19 protein-coding genes and 1 pseudogene are annotated in these 16,279 nt (G+C 69.3%); 13 read left to right on the forward strand and 7 right to left on the reverse strand.

The window, feature by feature from the left end:
- The first annotated feature begins 65 nt into the window (after positions 1–65).
- Both AB0H71_RS23390 and dapD read left to right on the forward strand, forming a co-directional pair.
- Complete coding sequence (locus AB0H71_RS23390) at positions 66–1,241, forward strand: helix-turn-helix domain-containing protein (protein WP_357024624.1); 1,176 nt, start codon at positions 66–68, stop codon at positions 1,239–1,241.
- The gene (gene dapD, locus AB0H71_RS23395) at positions 1,238–2,185 is read left to right on the forward strand and encodes a 2,3,4,5-tetrahydropyridine-2,6-dicarboxylate N-succinyltransferase (RefSeq protein WP_357024626.1); all 948 of its coding nucleotides are present in this window, start codon (positions 1,238–1,240) and stop codon (positions 2,183–2,185) included. The genes AB0H71_RS23390 and dapD overlap by 4 nt, the downstream gene beginning before the upstream one ends.
- On the opposite strand, the gene AB0H71_RS23400 is transcribed toward dapD, so the two are convergent.
- Positions 2,182–3,585, reverse strand: coding sequence for an acyl-CoA synthetase (locus AB0H71_RS23400; protein ID WP_357024629.1), 1,404 nt, complete (start codon positions 3,583–3,585; stop codon positions 2,182–2,184). The two genes, dapD and AB0H71_RS23400, sit on opposite strands and share 4 nt — an antisense overlap.
- 116 nt (positions 3,586–3,701) lie before the next feature.
- On the opposite strand from AB0H71_RS23400, the gene AB0H71_RS23405 reads away from it, so the two are divergent.
- Complete coding sequence (locus AB0H71_RS23405) at positions 3,702–4,547, forward strand: oxygenase MpaB family protein (RefSeq protein ID WP_357024633.1); 846 nt, start codon at positions 3,702–3,704, stop codon at positions 4,545–4,547.
- On the opposite strand, the gene AB0H71_RS23410 is transcribed toward AB0H71_RS23405, so the two are convergent.
- Together AB0H71_RS23410 and AB0H71_RS23415 are read right to left on the reverse strand one after the other, a co-directional pair.
- Positions 4,544–5,119 (reverse strand): DUF4352 domain-containing protein, encoded by a 576-nt coding sequence (locus tag AB0H71_RS23410; protein ID WP_357024635.1) that lies wholly within the window; start codon positions 5,117–5,119, stop codon positions 4,544–4,546. The genes AB0H71_RS23405 and AB0H71_RS23410 overlap by 4 nt on opposite strands.
- A 96-nt stretch (positions 5,120–5,215) precedes the next feature.
- Complete coding sequence (locus tag AB0H71_RS23415; RefSeq protein ID WP_357024638.1) at positions 5,216–5,860, reverse strand: TetR/AcrR family transcriptional regulator; 645 nt, start codon at positions 5,858–5,860, stop codon at positions 5,216–5,218.
- A 126-nt stretch (positions 5,861–5,986) separates the two neighbouring features.
- Here AB0H71_RS23415 and AB0H71_RS23420 point away from each other — a divergent pair, with 126 nt between their 5' ends.
- Entirely contained in the window at positions 5,987–6,832 is an 846-nt protein-coding gene (locus AB0H71_RS23420; RefSeq protein WP_357024641.1) for an oxygenase MpaB family protein, read from the forward strand.
- 1 nt (position 6,833) lies between these two features.
- On the opposite strand, the gene AB0H71_RS23425 is transcribed toward AB0H71_RS23420, so the two are convergent.
- Both AB0H71_RS23425 and pruA read right to left on the reverse strand, forming a co-directional pair.
- Positions 6,834–7,766 (reverse strand): proline dehydrogenase family protein, encoded by a 933-nt coding sequence (locus AB0H71_RS23425; RefSeq protein WP_357024644.1) that lies wholly within the window; start codon positions 7,764–7,766, stop codon positions 6,834–6,836.
- Positions 7,763–9,391: an L-glutamate gamma-semialdehyde dehydrogenase gene (pruA, locus tag AB0H71_RS23430; protein WP_357024647.1), complete on the reverse strand. Its 1,629-nt coding sequence runs from the start codon at positions 9,389–9,391 to the stop codon at positions 7,763–7,765. Before pruA ends, AB0H71_RS23425 begins: the two co-directional genes overlap by 4 nt.
- Before the next feature lie 65 nt (positions 9,392–9,456).
- Between pruA and AB0H71_RS23435 the strand changes: the two genes are divergently transcribed.
- The 9 genes and pseudogenes from AB0H71_RS23435 to AB0H71_RS23475 form a co-directional block, all read left to right on the forward strand.
- Positions 9,457–10,599: a DUF2283 domain-containing protein gene (locus tag AB0H71_RS23435; RefSeq protein WP_357024649.1), complete on the forward strand. Its 1,143-nt coding sequence runs from the start codon at positions 9,457–9,459 to the stop codon at positions 10,597–10,599.
- A gap of 209 nt (positions 10,600–10,808) precedes the next feature.
- Positions 10,809–11,000, forward strand: coding sequence for a hypothetical protein (locus tag AB0H71_RS23440; protein WP_357024652.1), 192 nt, complete (start codon positions 10,809–10,811; stop codon positions 10,998–11,000).
- Positions 10,993–11,283, forward strand: a complete 291-nt coding sequence (locus tag AB0H71_RS23445) for a YbaB/EbfC family nucleoid-associated protein (RefSeq protein ID WP_357024655.1) — start codon at positions 10,993–10,995, stop codon at positions 11,281–11,283. The genes AB0H71_RS23440 and AB0H71_RS23445 overlap by 8 nt, the downstream gene beginning before the upstream one ends.
- Complete coding sequence (locus AB0H71_RS23450) at positions 11,280–11,576, forward strand: type VII secretion target (RefSeq protein WP_357024658.1); 297 nt, start codon at positions 11,280–11,282, stop codon at positions 11,574–11,576. Before AB0H71_RS23445 ends, AB0H71_RS23450 begins: the two co-directional genes overlap by 4 nt.
- On the forward strand, positions 11,573–12,796 hold the full coding sequence (locus AB0H71_RS23455) for a hypothetical protein (protein WP_357024661.1): 1,224 nt from the start codon (positions 11,573–11,575) through the stop codon (positions 12,794–12,796). The genes AB0H71_RS23450 and AB0H71_RS23455 overlap by 4 nt, the downstream gene beginning before the upstream one ends.
- Position 12,797: 1 nt before the next feature.
- Positions 12,798–13,337: a hypothetical protein gene (locus AB0H71_RS23460; protein ID WP_357024664.1), complete on the forward strand. Its 540-nt coding sequence runs from the start codon at positions 12,798–12,800 to the stop codon at positions 13,335–13,337.
- Positions 13,338–13,618: 281 nt separating this feature from the next.
- On the forward strand, positions 13,619–13,786 hold the full coding sequence (locus AB0H71_RS23465; protein ID WP_357024667.1) for a hypothetical protein: 168 nt from the start codon (positions 13,619–13,621) through the stop codon (positions 13,784–13,786).
- A 2-nt stretch (positions 13,787–13,788) separates the two neighbouring features.
- The gene (locus AB0H71_RS23470) at positions 13,789–14,232 is read left to right on the forward strand and encodes a VOC family protein (protein WP_357024669.1); all 444 of its coding nucleotides are present in this window, start codon (positions 13,789–13,791) and stop codon (positions 14,230–14,232) included.
- Positions 14,204–15,630 (forward strand): annotated as a pseudogene (locus AB0H71_RS23475) (NAD(P)/FAD-dependent oxidoreductase); the annotation flags it as partial. The gene AB0H71_RS23470 and the pseudogene AB0H71_RS23475, both read left to right, overlap by 29 nt.
- Here the strand turns inward: AB0H71_RS23475 and AB0H71_RS23480 are convergent.
- Both AB0H71_RS23480 and AB0H71_RS23485 read right to left on the reverse strand, forming a co-directional pair.
- Positions 15,584–15,946 carry a WhiB family transcriptional regulator gene (locus AB0H71_RS23480; protein ID WP_357024672.1) on the reverse strand — a complete coding sequence of 121 codons (363 nt, stop codon included), beginning with the start codon at positions 15,944–15,946 and terminating at the stop codon, positions 15,584–15,586. The pseudogene AB0H71_RS23475 and the gene AB0H71_RS23480 sit on opposite strands and share 47 nt — an antisense overlap.
- 30 nt (positions 15,947–15,976) lie before the next feature.
- Positions 15,977–16,243, reverse strand: a complete 267-nt coding sequence (locus tag AB0H71_RS23485) for a hypothetical protein (protein ID WP_357024675.1) — start codon at positions 16,241–16,243, stop codon at positions 15,977–15,979.
- Positions 16,244–16,279 lie beyond the last annotated feature (36 nt).

The following is a 16,279-nucleotide window of genomic DNA, read 5'->3' on the forward strand; positions in this document are numbered from 1 at the left end:
GCGCGTAACGTCTCCGAGTAACACCGTTACCGCCTGGTAGGCGCCGAGCAGTGGAGGAGCCTGTCGTGACCGTGACCCTGCCGGAACGCGAACTACTCGAGATCGCGTCGCTCGACGCCCCGGACGAGGTGACCGCGCTGACCCGGCAGTGCCTGGCCGCGGCGCTGGCGACCGCCGACGGCGACGACACCACCGAGCACCTCGCCGAGATCGAGCGCGCCGCGGCCGGTTGGGCCAGGACCGGCGTCCCGATCGACGCCGTGCACCACGCCGTGCACGCCGGCTACCGGATCGGGCTCGACCTGGTGGCCGCGCGCCGCACCGAAAGCGAGGTGCGGCGCGACGACTACGACACCCTGGTGGCCGGCATGCGCGCCATGCTGACCGCGCTGGACCGGATGACCACCGCGATCAGCATGGCCTACGTCCGCGAGCTGCGCTCCGCCGCCGCCGACCACCACACCGCCGTGCACACCCTCACCTCCGCGCTGCTCGGCGGCTACTCCACCAGCACCATGACTCGCGAGTGCGGTATCGAGCCCGCCGAGCGGTACGCCGTGCTCGCGCTGCACATCCCCACCCACCCCGACGCCGCCGACCCGGCGCTCGACGGCGACGTGGTGGCCCGGCGCACCCTGCGCCGCACCCAGGCCGCGCTCGCCGCGCACGCGGGGCCGCACACGCTCGCCCTGCTCAGCGTGGACGGCGGCACCGTGCTGCTGCCCGCGCACACCGTCACCGACGCCTCGCTCGAGGCGCTGATCGCCGAGCTGGCCGCGGCCGCGCGGGTCCCGATCACCGCCACCCTCGTGCACGCCGACCGGCACGCCATCCCGGACGCCGCCGACCGCGCGCACCAGCTGCTCGACACCGTCACCCTGATCGGCACCCGCGGCGGCCTGCACCGCTTCGAGCGCATGGCGCTGGAGTTCCAGCTCACCCGCCCCGGCCCCGCCCGCGACTGCCTCGCCGCCATCCTGAACCCGCTGGACGAGCACCCCGAGCTGCTCAGCACGCTGCGCACCCACCTGGAGAACGACTTCAACCGCCAGCTGACCGCGCGGCAGCTGCGCATCCACGCCAATACCGTCGACCACCGGCTCAAGCGCATCGCCCAGTTCACCGGGCTCGACCCCACCTGCGGCGCCGACATCTGGAAGTTGCGCTCGGCGCTGGTCGCGCGGTCGGCGGACGTGGCGGCACCACGTGCCGGGCACGATGGGTACGCTCTCTCGACGTGAGCACTCAGGGAGCAGCAGCAGTCGGCATCGCCACCGTGACCTCGTCCGGGACCGTTCTGGACACCTGGTACCCGGCCCCGGAGCTCGGCAGCTTCGACAGCACCGGCACCGAGCGGCTGGACGCGCCGCCCGCCGAGTACTCCACCCTGCTCGGCCCCGACGACGCGCGCGACGTGGAGGTGGTCGCGGTGCGCACCACCATCGCCGACCTCGCGGCGCCGCCGGTCGACGCGCACGACGTCTACCTGCGGCTGCACCTGCTCTCGCACCGCCTGGTCCAGCCGCACGGGCTGAACCTGGACGGGCAGTTCGGGCTGCTCGCCAACGTCGTGTGGACCAACCACGGCCCCGCCGCGGTGGACGGCTTCGAGACCGTGCGGCTGCGGCTGCGCAGCCGGGGCCCGGTCACCGTCTACAGCATCGACAAGTTCCCGCGGATGGTCGATTACGTGGTGCCCACCGGGGTGCGGATCGGCGACGCCGACCGGGTCCGGTTGGGGGCGCACCTGGCCGCCGGGACCACCGTCATGCACGAGGGGTTCGTGAACTTCAATGCCGGGACGCTCGGGACCTCCATGGTCGAGGGGCGGATCTCGGCCGGGGTCGTGGTCGGGGACGGATCGGATGTGGGCGGTGGTGCCTCCACCATGGGCACGCTCTCCGGCGGCGGCACCACCGTGATCTCGGTGGGTGCCCGCTCGCTGCTCGGCGCCAACTCCGGGCTCGGCATCCCGCTCGGCGACGATTGCGTGCTCGAGGCGGGGCTCTACCTCACCGCGGGCACCAAGGTGTCGACCCCCGACGGGACGATCGTGAAGGCGGCGCAGCTGAGCGGACAGCCGAACCTGCTCTTCCGGCGGAACTCGCAGTCCGGTGCGGTGGAAGTGGTTTCCCGCACGGGCACGGGCATCGAGCTGAACTCCGCGCTGCACGCGCACAACTAGCTCAACTGCTTCTTCTGCACCTTCCCCATGGCGTTGCGCGGCAGCGTCTCGACGAAGCGGATCTCGCGCGGGCGCTTGTGGTTCGACAGTTCCGTCGCCACATGCGCCACTAGCTCCGCTTCGTCCGGCGCGCTGCCGCGCGGGACCACAAAGGCGACGATGCGCTGGCCCAGATCGTCGTCCGGCAGCCCCACGACGGCGACCTCCGCCACCTCGGGATGCCCGAGTAGCGCCGTCTCCACCTCACCCGCCCCGACCCGGTACCCCCCGGACTTGATCAGATCCACCGACTCCCGCCCGACGATCCGGTGGAACCCGCCGGCATCGATCACCGCCACATCCCCCGTCGCGAACCACCCGCCAGCGAGCCAACTTTCGGCGGTGGCGTCCGGCCGGTTCAAATACCCGTCGCCGAGCATCGGCCCCCGCACCTGCAAGCTGCCGATGGATTCCCCATCATGCGGCACCTCGGCACCGCGCTCGTCCAGCAGCCTGGTCTCCACCCCGCGCACCGGCAACCCCACCCACCCCGGCCTGCGCTCACCATCGGCCCTGGTCGAAAGCGTGATCATCGTCTCGCTCATGCCATACCGCTCCACGGGCGCCCGCCCGGTGAGCCGCTCCAGTTTCTGGAACACCGGCACCGGCAGCGGCGCACTCCCGGACACCAGCAGCCTCGCCTTCGCCAGCGCACGCGCCGCCCCCTCGTCCTCCGCGATCCGCGACCACACCGTCGGCACCCCGAAGTAGAGCGTGCCCTTCGCCGCCGCATACCCCTCCGGCGTCGGCTTCCCCGTGTGGATCAACCGGCTCCCGACCCGCAGCGGACCGAGCAGCCCGAGGATCAGCCCGTGCACGTGGAACAGCGGAAGCCCGTGCACCAGCGTGTCATCCCTGGTCCACGCCCAAGCCTCGGCCAGCGCATCCAGCCCCGCGGCAATGGCACCCCGGCTCAGCAGTACACCCTTCGGCGCACCGGTGGTGCCGGAGGTGTAGAGCACGAAGGCGATCCCCGCCGCATCCGGCTCGGCATAGCGATGCCAGGACCGCGCGTGCTTCCGCACCGGAATCCGCGGCAGCTCGCTCCCCTCGGGAGCGTCCCCCAGCCAAGCCTGCGCCCCCGAGTCGCTGAGAATGTGCCGCAACTCCGCGGCACCCGAATCCGGCGGCACCGGCACCACACTCCCCCCCGCCAGCAACGCCCCCGTCACCGCGAGCACGGTGGTGACGGTCGGCCGCGCCAGCACGGCGACCCGCTCAGCCCCCGCCACCCGCTCCGCCACCGAGGTAGCCGCCCCGAGCAGATCGGAGCGGGAGAGCGTCTCCCCGGCAATGGTCAGGGCATCCGGAAGGTCGTCGCCGGCGGCGACGGCGGCCGGGTTGAGCGATCGCAGCAGCACCCCGACCACGCTACTGATCACAGATCGGTCACCGCTCGCCGGACTCGCCGACGCGGGCCGCGAAACAGTGACACCGTAGGTGTGTATCCGTCTCAGCGCCGAGATCGGAGGTCGTGATGTCCCGACCTTTGCCCGTAGCACCCGAGTCAGCCGACGATTTCGAGATCGCCGCCTTCCTCCCGGTGGTCGCCGGCGGCCTCGCCGCCGCCCCCAACGTCATCCTGCAACTCGCCACCCCCGGCGTCGGCTACGGCGTGCTGGAGAGCACCGTGCACAGCGGCAACGTCATGATCCACCCGCTCAAACGCCTCCGCACCACCATGACCTACCTCGCCGTCGCCCTCCTCGGCACCGACGAGGAGCGCGCCGCCTACCGCGAGGCCGTGAACACCTCGCACCGTCAGGTCAGGTCGACTGCGGCGAGCCCGGTGAAGTACAACGCCTTCGACGTCCGGCTCCAGCTGTGGGTAGCCGCCTGCCTCTACTGGGGCCTCGCCGACCTGCACGAACGCCTGCACGGCCCGATGGAGGGCCCCGAGGCCGAGGCCTTCTACCGCTACGCCGCCCGCCTCGGCACCACCCTCCAGGTCCGCCCCGACATGTGGCCCCCCGACCGCGCCGCCTTCGACCGCTACTGGTCCGAGAACCTCGCCGCCACCACCGTCTCCCCCGCCGTCCGCAGCTACCTCCGCGACCTGGTCGACCTGAAGATGCTTCCCTTGCCGGTGCAGGTCCTGCTCGGCCGCCCGCACCGCTACCTGGTGGCGGGGATGCTCCCGCCGCACGTCCGGGAGCAGATGGGGCTGCGCTGGACGTCGCGCGACGAATGGCTCCTCTCCCGCACCCTCCGCCTCCTCGGCCACGTCGACAACGCCCTCCCCTACTCGGTGCGCCGCCTGCCCCTGGGCATCTATCTCAGCGACTTGCGCTTCCGTCGCAAGCACGGACTCCCGCTGGTCTAACCGATCGCGACCTTCGCCCCGCCGGAGAACGCCGAATCGTGCAACTCCAGCGTGGCGGGCACCGACCCCGCCGGAACGTCGAAGACCACGGTGACATCGACGCTGTTCCCCGGGTTGACCTCGGTGACGATCTCGTCGTTGACATTGATCTCGGCCGAGGTGTCGTTGTCGAACCTGCGCCCCTGCGCGGTCTCCTTCAGATAGGGATTGCTGCCCACCGTCTTCACCGGGGCATCCACACCGGTCACCCGGAACTCGAACTTCCCATCCCGCACGGTCGCCCCGGCCGAGGCGACCTCCGGAGCGGCCGGTTTCGGCGCGCCCCCGGCCGGTTCGGCACCCGGCGCCGCCGACGTGAACGTGGCCGTCGACTCGTCCTCGTCGGCACTGTTGCTCGCCAACCCGACGATGCCGAAGCAGCCGCCGCAGAGCAACACCATGGCGCCGATCAACACCCAGGGCCACACCGGCTTCTTCTTCGGCGGCTGCGGCGGCGGGTACGGCTGCCCGTACGGCTGCTGCTGGGGATACTGCGGCCCGTTGGACTGCTGCGGATAGGGCGGCTGAGTCATGACCTGACCTTGACTGGTTCTGGACGTAGGGCCACCCAGCGTGTCAGTTACCGCAAAGCAAATCTGTCCGTCGAATGATCGGCACGGCGTTCAGCCCTACGCCAACCGCCCCGGCACCCGGAACGACACAGCGATGTGATCGCGCGCGAATTCGCGCACGGCCCTGTTGTCCTCGAACGGAATAACCGTCTGCGGCGTCAGCGCCAAAGACAGCGACGTCCGAGCGATCATCTCGGCAATGGGCGCCGGATCGTACTCCGGCAACTTCCCCTCCCGCTGCAACCTAGCAATGAACTCCACCAGGTAATCCCGCCCCAGCTCGATCACCGGCGCCCCCTGCACGGTGAGATAGGGAAGCACGATCTCCGGCTCGGTCTGCAACAACCGATCCAGCAACTTGTTCCCCCGCAACCCCTCCAGGAAAACGACGAACAACTCGACGATCTGATCCTCGGCCCCCGCATCCCGATCGACCTGCCGCTGCAAGGCAGCATCCACGTCCTCGACGAACTGCCGAGCCTGCCGCAACCCCACAGCCTGAATCAGATCGGATTTGCTGGCGAAGCGCCGATACAGCGTGGCCAGCGAGAGACCGCACCGCCGCGCCACCTCGACCATGCTGGTCCGCTTGATGCCGAAGTCGAGGAAGGCGACGAGCGCCGCGTCGAGCACCCGGGCCTGGTTGCGGTCCTCCGGGCCCGCGGACCGCACCAGATGCAGCAGTCGGGTCAGCTTCGCCATGTGGGCCACCCTATCCATCCGCGAAACGATGACAGCTTCAGCATCGCATGGTTGCAGCCCCGATTGACAGCATTGCGAGATGATGAGAACTTTGACGCCGAATCTTCTCACGGAAGGCGGGCAACGATGCCAGCACCACTCACGGCACCCGCGCCGACCCCGGTCGACGACTTCGACATGGCCGCGCGCTGGACCGGCGCCGGCGCCTTCCTCGGCGGCACCGCGAATGTGATCATGCAGCTCAGCCACGCCCCCGTGGCCTACGGCGTGCTGGAGAGCTCGGTCGATTCGGGCAAGGTCATGCTGCACCCGCTGAAGCGGCTGCGCACCACGCTCACCTACCTCGCTGTCGCGCTCATGGGCACCGACGAGGAGCGCGCCGTCTACCGCGAGGCCGTGAACACCGCGCACCGCTCGGTCCGCTCCTCGGCGCAGAGCCCGGTGAAGTACAACGCCTTCGACCCGAACCTGCAGCTCTGGGTCGCCGCCTGCCTCTACTACGGCGTCATCGACATCGAGCGCCGCCTGCACGGCGAGTGGGACGACGCCACCGCCGACACCTTCTACCGCTACGCCGCCCGCCTCGGCACCTCCCTGCAGATGCGCCCCGACATGTGGCCCGCCGACCGCGCCGCCTTCGCCGAGTACTGGGAGACCGGCCTCGCCGCCCGCGCCATCGATGACCGCACCCGCGAGTACTTCGACACCCTCATCGACCTGCACATGCTGCCCAAACCGCTGCGCGCCTTCGCCCCGGTCCAGCGTTTCCTGGTGACCGGGCTGCTGCCGCCGCGGCTGCGCGAGCAGATGGGGATGACCTGGTCGGAGCGCGAGGAGCGGCGGCTCGCGCTGCTCATGCGGGCCATCGGCGCGAGCCAGCGCAAGCTGCCGACGGCGCTGCGGCTCTTCCCGATGAACTTCTACCTCGCCGATTTCCGGCTGCGCCGCCGGTTGGGCAAGCCGCTGGTGTGAGTCAGCCGCGGCTGACCAGGGCTCGCAGGAAGAATCCGAGGTTGGCCGGGCGCTCGGCCAGGCGACGGGTCAGGTAGCCGTACCACTCGGTGCCGTACGGTACGTAGACCCGCACCGCCCGGCCTTCTGCCGCCAGCCTGCGCTGCTCCAGCTCCCGGACGCCGTAGAGCATCTGGTGCTCGTAGCGGGATTTGCCGGCTTCGATGGCGGCCTCGACCAGCGCCGGGTCATGCGTAGCGACCATAGGGTAGCCGTCGCCGTGCATGAGCACGTCGAGGCAACGCAGGTAGGAGCCGGTGACCTCGGCGCTGTGCTGGAAGGCGACCTCGGGCGGCTCGTTGTACGCGCCCTTGCACAGCCGGACCCTGGCATCGGTGAAGCTGCCGCAGTCGGCTTCGGTGCGGTGCAGGTAGGACTGGAGGACCACGCCGAGCCAGGGGAATTCCGCGCGCAGGGCGTGCACGGTGGCAAGGGTTCCCGCGGTGGCGGTGTGGTCCTCGGCGTCCACAGTCACCCAGATGTTCGCCCGCTCGGCGGCTGCGCAGATGGTGCGCAGCCGGTCCACCGCTTTCGGCTCGGGCAGTGCCTGGCCCAGCGCCGAGAGCTTGACCGACACCTCCAGCGGCACCGCCCACTCCGGGCCCAGCTCGGTGCCGGGCGCATCGGCCAGCGTCGCCAGGTCCGCGATCAACGCCAGGTACTCGGCGACGACCGCGTCCGCCTGCGCCGGGTCGGTGGTGTTCTCCCCGAGGAAGTCGACGCTGACCCGCCGCCCGTCGGCGAGCAACCCCCGCAGCACCGGGAGCAGCGCGGCCCGGTCGGCCCCCGCCACGAAGCGGCGCACCACCGCCGCCGTGATCGGCACCGTGGTGACGGCCTTCGCGAGCCGGGGCGACCCCGCCGCCGCGAGGATCACCGGGCGCAGCGGGTTCACGGCGTGTCCATGTGCGGGTAGCGGTGGTCGGTGGGCGGGACGAAGGTCTCCTTGATGGTCCGGGGCGCGACCCAGCGCAGCAGGTTCAGCGGTGAACCCGCTTTGTCGTCGGTGCCCGAGCCGCGGGCGCCGCCGAACGGCTGCTGCCCGACCACCGCGCCGGTCGGCTTGTCGTTGACGTAGAAGTTCCCCGCCGCGTACCGCAGCCTCTCGCTCGCCTGGTTGATCGCCTGCCGGTCGCGCGCGAAGACGGCGCCGGTGAGGGCGTACGGTGCGGCGTCGTTCACCTCGTCCAGGACGGTGGGCCAGGCGTTGTCGTCGTAGACGTGGATCGCGAGGATCGGGCCGAAGTATTCGGTGCCGAACGCCTCGTCGCGCGGGTCGTCGACCAGCAGGACGGTCGGCTGCACGAAGTACCCCTCGCTGTCGTCCGCTCGGCCGCCCACCGGAATCTCGATCCCCGCGTCTTTCGCCCTGTTCAGCGCTGCCACGTTCTTGTCATAGGCGCGACGGTCGATCAGCGCCCCGCCGAAGTGGGTCAGGTCTTGTACGTCGCCGTAGCTCAGGCCGGCTGTCGCGTGCAGGAAGTCGTCCCGCATGGTGTTCCAGACGCTTCTGGGCAGGTACGCGCGGGAGGCCGCCGAGCACTTCTGCCCCTGGTACTCGAAAGCACCGCGGACCAGCGCGGTAGCGAGCGACGCCGGATCGGCCGATGGGTGCGCGACCACGAAGTCCTTCCCCCCGGTCTCACCGACCAGCCGCGGATACCCGCGATACCGCTCCAGGTTCTGCCCGACCTGCTGCCACAGGTACTTGAACGTCTTCGTGGACCCGGTGAAATGAATCCCCGCCAGGTTCGGATCGCGGAGCGCGACCTCGGACAGCGCCTGCCCATCCCCGGTGACCAGGTTGATCACCCCCGGCGGCAGCCCCGCCTCCTCCAGCAGCTTCAGCGTGTAGAACGCGGCGAGCGTCTGCGTCGGCGACGGTTTCCACACCACCGTGTTGCCCATGAGCGCGGGCGCGGTGGGCAGGTTCCCCGCGATGGCGGTGAAGTTGAACGGGGTGATGGCGTAGACGAAGCCCTCCAGCGGGCGGTAGTCCATGCGGTTCCAGGTGCCCGCGCTCGACTGCGGTTGCTGGGCGAGGATGTCGCGGGCGAAGGCGACGTTGAAGCGCCAGAAGTCGATGAGCTCGCACGGAGCGTCGATCTCCGCCTGCTGGGCGGACTTGGACTGGCCGAGCATCGTCGCGGCGGCCAGGGTTTCCCGGTGCGGGCCGGAAAGGAGGTCGGCGGCGCGGAGCAGGACGGCCGCGCGCTCGTCGAACGGGAGGGCGCGCCAGCCTTCGGCCGCGGTCAGCGCGGCATCGATCGCCGACTGGGCTTCCTCGTGCGTGGTATCGGTGTAGGTGCCGAGCACGTGGCTGTGCCGGTGCGGGGTGACGATCTCATGCCTGGTCCCCGTACCCGGGCGGTGCTTGCCGCCGATGACCAGGGGGATCTCCACCTGCTGCTCGGCTATCTCGGTGAGTTTCGCGCGGAGGCGTTCGCGTTCCGGGGTGGCCGGGGCGTAGGTGTGGATCGGCTCGTTGGCCGGGGTGGGGACAACCGTGACAGCGTCCATATCTCAGGCTAGCGCCGGATGGCCGGTCCGGCAGGGAGGCCGCGCAGGCTGGAGAATTCGTTCTCATGCAGATGACCTACGACCCCGCCGCCAACGCCGCCTACATCTCCCTGAAGGAGATAGCGAACGGCGAAGCGGTCCGGCAGCAGCATGTCGACGTCGATCGCGGCGACATCATCGTCGACTTCGACCGCGACGGTCTGCTCATCGGCATCGAAATTCGCGGCGCACGCGCTGCCCTCCCCGCCGAAGCGCTGGACTCCGCGCTCTCCCGCATGGAGGAGGGGAGCGGACCTCTACCGCTCGAGGCGATCAGCGCGATCACGCCCGAGCCGATCCGCGAGCACTGGGTGGTCGTCGCGAACAAGCGCTACCCACCCAAGCAGGTCTACCAGCTCATCACCGGGCTACCGCGGTCGGCGTTCACCTCGCATCGCGCGCTCGCCGAGCTGCGCAGATCGGGGCTGACCACCAGCGTCTACACCCCTCAACGGGCTGGCCACCCGGAACCGGTCGAGAACTCCACGAGCGGCAGCCAACCAGCCGAATCGTTCGCCACGCTGCTGAAATTCCTCACCGACCGCGACCTGACGCTGCACCTCGCCGACGCGGAGGCCGCCCTCGAGCACGCCGATTCGACCATGAGCGCCGCGGTGACCACCGAGTACGGATTCAGCGACGACCTTCTCGACGCCGCGCTGGCTGTGCGAGCACACGTCGGTCGCCTCAGCGACGTCATTCACGCGACCGTCATAGCGCGCGTGCTGCCTGCCATCCTCGAACCCGGCGAGGTGGTCGCGCGAAGGCCGTCCCTCGGAGCGGGCAACGATCCTGCGCGCCCCTTCGATCTCGAAACCAACAGGCGAATAGCCGAATTCAAGGTCGCGCAGTGGAAGGGCGCCGACACCATGCGCAAGCGAGGCGTCGTTGCCGACCTGGTCCACCTGGCGCTCGCTGACCGCGATCGGCGTGCTCAACTATTCGTTGTCGGCACTCTTCCCATCCATTTCCTGACGACATCCAAGTCGACGATCGAATGGGCGCTCGGCAGATCGTCTCCACACACCAGAGCCCGATTCGAAGCACGCTTCGGACCCGCGAGCGCCCACACCGTCGCCGATTTCACTCGGGAGCACGGCGCGCATATCGAGCTCGTCGACCTGACCACGCTCGTCCCGTCGCTGGCGTTGCCGCCAGAGCTCATCTGACCCCTCGGCCCCCGACCTCGGGTGAATTCCCGAGAGCCACAGCCTTCGCGGCACTCGAGCATTCGTATACGGTAGCGCCGGGGGAGACCACTGTGGGCTGTCCCGACGATGTGAAGGCGGGGCGGAGCGTGCACGGTGCGGAACCCGAATCGGAGCTGGACCAGCAGATAGCGGCGGTTCGCGGGGAATCGCGATCGGCCGACGGAACGGTGACCATCGAGACCGACCCGGCGGGCCGGATCACCCGCCTGCACGTCGCCGACTACGCCATGGACGACGGCCCCGCGCAGCTGGCAGCAGTCCTCGTCGGGCAGCATCGGAACGCACACACCGCCGCCATCGACCACGCCGTGCGCATTCTCGACCCGGCAGCGCCGAACCCGGGAGACAGCGGTGTCTGACGACCTGGAGCAGGTGGCCCGACAGGTCGCCGAACTCAATACCGCCGTCGCGAAGGTCCGGGGCGCGGCCTATTCGCCCGATGGCTCGATCACTATCGAGGTCGACATCTACGGCACCATCACCGACCTGCGCCTGACGGAGTTCGCGATGGAACGCGGTCCGGAGCACTTCGCCCAGCTCGTCCGGGATTGCCACGAGCGGGCGCACACGGCGGCGCTGGCGGAGGCGCGGGAAACCGAGGGTCGAATTCGCAGGCAACAGGATTCGCGGGGTGCGCGGTGAACGTCGATTCGGTCAAGGTGCGGGAGCTGGCAGCGAGGTTGCGGACGCGGGCGGGGACTATCGAAGGCCATCAGCCGCTGGCCAAGGCCACCCGAGATGCCGCTCGCGAGGGCATCGACGAGTCCGAGACGTTCGTCCGGGTCCAGGAAGTGCTCGGGGCGCTGGACCGGGTCGTCCGTTACCACGCCGGCCGAATCACCACCGTCGCCGCGGATCTCGACACCGCCGCCGCGGCCTACGAAGCCCAGGAAGCGGCCAGCGCCGCGTCGATGGAGCAGGCGGGCCAGCGATGACGGACGGCAGTTCGATCGAGATCTCGACCGTGCTCGGGTGGACGATCAGCCCCGCCGAACGGCTGCCGACCGAACTCGACTCCCTCGCCAACACCATCGAGACCGATGTCGAGGCAGCCAGTCGCGACGTACAGAATTCACGCGACTACTTCGAAGGCGAGGCAGGTGATGCCCTTCGGACCCGGTTCGAGACCGAACGACGGAACGCGCTCGCCACCGTGGACGCGATCGCCTCGATGAAGGCCCCCATCCAAGAGGTGGCCGAAATCTTTCGTTCGGCCAAGACAACCATCGTGGACACCGTCCGCAAGATCGAGGCCTCGGAGTACGAACTGTTCTACACCGAGGACGGTCAGGTGCTGTCGAGGAAATCGGTGCTGGATTGGATGACCGGCAGCCTGCTCACCGGCCTGACCCGGTCAATGTCCGTCGAGCGAGTACGACGCGACTACCAGGAGGCGCTGCAGGAGGCGTTGAACGATGTCTGGACAGCCGATCTCCGCTACAACGCCACCCTCAACGAGGTGCTCGAAAATCTGCCGGAGGCGGTCCGCGAAACGCTTATCCCGATACCCAGCGATCCGGAACTGGCCCGTATCCTGCGCGAATACCAGGTCGACGCCTCGGACACGACGGTCGTCTTCCCGTCCGGCGTTCTCTTGGACACACTGCGCCTCTATCTACCGGATATCCAGCCGAAGGCAATGACGCAGGAGGAGGCGGCGGCGCTGGCGCTGCTCGCCACCAAACCACCGCATGGGGTGTTCAACCTCGAGACCTTCTACGCCATTCAAGATGAGGCAGCGGAGGTGGCGAAGTCCGCTTACCCGGACCTCGACACGACGGAGAACAGAAGGTCTCTCGCGGACGGGCATTCCGACGCGTTCCGGCATATGTACTGGAACGCGCGCATGACCCAGGAGTTCGGTCCCGAGTGGACGAGCACCTTCACCAGCGCGCACGAGATGGTGGGCAGCAACCCCGCGGCAAGGGAGGCGATGGACCTCTACAACAACGAGCGGGGCCGGGAAATCGGAACACAGAACAGGGACGCCTCGCCGGAGGAGTTGCAGCGGAAGGTTCTGGAGGCCATCGACAACAACCGGGCGGTGGTCCTCCAAGAAGCTCCCGGAGGTACTCAGATCGCTTTCAGCAACTCTGTCACGCCCGGTACGAACCCGATTCAGCCCGGGGCCGACCTCCCCTTGAACGGAAGATGACATGCGACTTTCCATTGCCCGGCTCGCAGCGGTAACCCTCGCCGCGATCGTGACCTGCGCGGGATGTCAGCTGAGCGGTGATGAGCCCACCGGCCCCGCCTGCTCCGGGCAGACATTCGATCTGAAAGATCGGTCGGCGGCACCGCTCGGCCCGCCCAAAGAGCTGGTATCGGCCTTCAACGACGCCGTGGATCAGCAGCTGGAATCCGTGACCATGGCCGAGATGGTGAACCGCGCCGGGTGGTCCGGTGACTGGGATCGAGCGATCTATTTCGGCGCCGGTATGACCGACGCGGACCTGAAGCAGATGTCCGGCTCGAACCTGGAACTGGCGTGCTTCACCGGGCGACCGCAGTACAACGACGACAATCCCGACATGGCCAGCCCGTACATGAGCCTGTTCCTGTTCAACGGGCAGCCGATCCAGGCCGAGCTGTGGACCGGCCAGAATCCGAGCCTGGATTTCGGGAGCCGGGAATTCCTCACGCCGGATACGGTATTCCGCTTCGATCCCAACCCTGGCGTAATGGTCGCGGAGTAACCGCTGGTTCGACGGCCAATAGGAATCGCCGGACAGTCATCGATTGGGTCATTCGACGGGGGTGAACCACCCATCCGACTCCCTACCGTCAATAGCCGCGACCACCCCGGTCGCGCACACCGGCCCCAGTTGAGCGCGGCCGCGTCGGAGGCCACGCCGCGGAGCGGGTTGGCCGCGGCGATGATGCGGTACCGGTCGCGGGTGAGGCGCTGGATGACCTCGTGCGCAGTCCGCACTGACCGAGCCCACCCCGCCGCCTGGCACACCATCCCCAGCTGGGGTTGATCACCACCGAAGACCGCAATATCCCCGCCGAGGCCCAGCGCTTCATGGCCCGCCGGGCCGGCGCGCACGCCGTCGAGGTCGCCGCCTCGCACTCCGTGGCGGTCTCGCACCCCGACGTGGTCGCCGACGTCATCGCCGAGGCCGCCCGCTCCGAGAAAGGCTGACCATGCAGTTCGCACTGGAGGTCGTCGTCCTGCCCGTCACCGACGTCGACCGCGCGAAACAGTTCTACGCCGACCGCCTCGGCTTCCGCCTCGATGTCGACCACGCCGCCGAGGGCTATCGCGTCGTGCACCTGACCCCGCCCGGCTCGGGCTGCTCAATCCTCTTCGGCACCGGCGTCACCGACGCCGCCCCCGGCTCGGTGCGCGGCCTGCACCTGGTGGTCACCGATATCTCGGAAGCCGTTGTTTTTCTTCGCGAACGCGGCGTCACCGTGGACGGCCCGTTCCACGACGACACCGGCCCCTTCCACCACGCCGGAGCCGCGCACCGCGTTGACGGCGTTCACCCGGCGCGAGCCAGCTACGGCTCGTTCGCCGCCTTCGAGGACCCGGACGGCAACGCCTGGTTCCTACAGGAAGTCACCCAGCGCCACCCCGGCCGCTGACGAAGACGGAGACCCACAGTGGACTATGACGTCATCGTGCTCGGCGCAGGCCCGGTCGGCGAGAACGTCGCCGACCGCACCGCCGCCGCCGGATTACGCACCGCCATCATCGAAGCCGAACTGGCAGGCGGCGAATGCTCCTACTGGGCCTGCGACCCCAGCAAGGCCCTGCTCCGCCCCGCCCTCCTGCGCAGCGAGGCCGCCCGCTTCCCCGGCCTCACCGTGGGCCCGCTCGACACCGCCGCCGTCCTGGCGCACCGCGACCGCATGGCCTCCGACTGGGACGACAGCTCGCAAGTCGCCTGGCTGGAAGCGGCCGGTATCGACCTGATCCGCGGCCACGCCCGGATCAGCGGCCCACGCCAGGTCACCGTCGGCCCGCGCACGCTCACCGCCCGGCACGCCGTCGCCATCTGCACCGGAACCCGCGCGGCGCTGTTGCCCGGCCTGGAAGCGGTCCGCCCCTGGACCAGCCGCGAGGCAACCAGCGCCCGCACCGTCCCCGCCCGGCTCGCGATACTCGGCGGCGGCGTGGTCGCCGTCGAGATGGCGACCGCATAGCAGGCGCTCGGCGCGCAGGTCACCGTGATCGTCCGCGAGGACCGGCTACTCCCCCGCGTCGAACCCTTCGCCACCGAGCTGGTGGCCGAACGGCTGCGCGCCGCAGGCGCCGACCTCCACTTCACCAGCGGAATCGATCACGCCGAACGCACCGACGCCGTTCTTCTGACCCTCACCGACGGCACCCAGCTCGTCGCCGACGAGCTCCTCCTCGCCACCGGCCGCGCACCCCGCACCGATGATCTCGGTCTGGAAATCATCGGCCTGCGCCCCGGCCAGTGGCTCGATACCGACGACACCTATGCCGTCCCCGGCACGGATTGGCTGTACGCGGTCGGCGACGTGAACCACCGCGCGCTCCTCACCCACCAGGGCAAATACCAGGCCCGGATCGCTGGAACCGTCATCGCCGATCGGGCTCTCGGCAGGGTTGTCGACACTGCTTCGTGGGGTAGCCACGTCGGCACAGCCGATGCGGTAGCGGTACCGCAGGTCATCTTCACCGACCCCGAAATCGCCTCGGTCGGCCTGACCGTCGCAGACGCCGCACGGCTTGGCCGCCCGGTGGATGTCGTGGACTACGACCTGAGCCGCGTCATCGGCGCCCAGCAGTACCTCCCCGGCTACCGCGGCCTGGCGCGGCTCCTGATCGACCCGCACCAGCGGACGATCGTCGGCGTCACCTTTGCCGGCCCCGGCGTCGCTGAACTGCTGCACTCCGCGACCATCGCCATCACCGGCCGGGTCCCGATCGACCGCCTCTGGCACGCCGTCCCTGCGTTTCCGACCATCAGCGAGATTTGGCTGCGCCTCCTGGAGACCTACCGCGACCGCTGATCCGCCTGCGCTCCCGCCCGTTGAGGCCTCCCCAGATGCCGAACCGCTCGTCCTTGGCGATGGCGTACTCCAGGCAGCGCTGACGCACCCCGCACCCGGCACAGATACGTTTGGCGTCGCGCGCCGATTCGCCCTGGCTCGGGAAGAAGGCGTCGGGGTCGGTCTGCGCGCACAGTCCGTCGGCTCGCCACGACAGTTCCTCGAAGGCGGTGTCGCACGAGGTGGAGAGCATTGTCGTCATGCTGTGAACTTTCGCCGATCCGGGGTCCGGCGTCGCCACCGCTGACAGGGGATTCCGGTGGCGGCTCTCCCCCATTCGGAATACCTGCTACCTGCAATGCGGGGGCTACGGCTCGAGGAACAGGCACTCGTTGGGGAGCCGCGGTGTCTCGTGTGCACCGTACGCGGCGATGTGGACGTGTTCCGCGAGGCGGTGGCGTTGCAGGTCGCAGACGAAGATGAGGGCGGCGGTGAGGCAGGCGACGAAGTGGAATTCGAGTCCGCCGAGGGTGAGGGTTAGCCAGATGTCGGGTTCGTCGGGGTGTGGGGAGGTCGGGGCTGAGCCGTTGCGGCCGGTGTGAGCTTGGTCGTCGGTGGTGCGGTGAGGGGGCATTGGGGTCGCCTCCGTGGACTGGGTTATCGGAGCGCT

It is taken from the genome of Nocardia sp. NPDC050697 (assembly GCF_040654395.1).
Taxonomy (GTDB): domain Bacteria; phylum Actinomycetota; class Actinomycetes; order Mycobacteriales; family Mycobacteriaceae; genus Nocardia.

Bases quoted from the DNA above. Each gene is read 5' to 3' on its own strand.
- AB0H71_RS23405 (WP_357024633.1), top strand. From the start codon at position 3,702: ATGTCCCGACCTTTGCCCGTAGCACCCGAGTCAGCCGACGATTTCGAG.
- AB0H71_RS23410 (WP_357024635.1), bottom strand. From the start codon at position 5,119: ATGACTCAGCCGCCCTATCCGCAGCAGTCCAACGGGCCGCAGTATCCC.
- AB0H71_RS23415 (WP_357024638.1), bottom strand. From the start codon at position 5,860: ATGGCGAAGCTGACCCGACTGCTGCATCTGGTGCGGTCCGCGGGCCCG.
- AB0H71_RS23420 (WP_357024641.1), top strand. From the start codon at position 5,987: ATGCCAGCACCACTCACGGCACCCGCGCCGACCCCGGTCGACGACTTC.
- pruA (WP_357024647.1), bottom strand. From the start codon at position 9,391: ATGGACGCTGTCACGGTTGTCCCCACCCCGGCCAACGAGCCGATCCAC.
- AB0H71_RS23435 (WP_357024649.1), top strand. From the start codon at position 9,457: ATGCAGATGACCTACGACCCCGCCGCCAACGCCGCCTACATCTCCCTG.
- AB0H71_RS23455 (WP_357024661.1), top strand. From the start codon at position 11,573: ATGACGGACGGCAGTTCGATCGAGATCTCGACCGTGCTCGGGTGGACG.
- AB0H71_RS23460 (WP_357024664.1), top strand. From the start codon at position 12,798: ATGCGACTTTCCATTGCCCGGCTCGCAGCGGTAACCCTCGCCGCGATC.
- AB0H71_RS23470 (WP_357024669.1), top strand. From the start codon at position 13,789: ATGCAGTTCGCACTGGAGGTCGTCGTCCTGCCCGTCACCGACGTCGAC.
- AB0H71_RS23480 (WP_357024672.1), bottom strand. From the start codon at position 15,946: ATGGGGGAGAGCCGCCACCGGAATCCCCTGTCAGCGGTGGCGACGCCG.
- AB0H71_RS23485 (WP_357024675.1), bottom strand. From the start codon at position 16,243: ATGCCCCCTCACCGCACCACCGACGACCAAGCTCACACCGGCCGCAAC.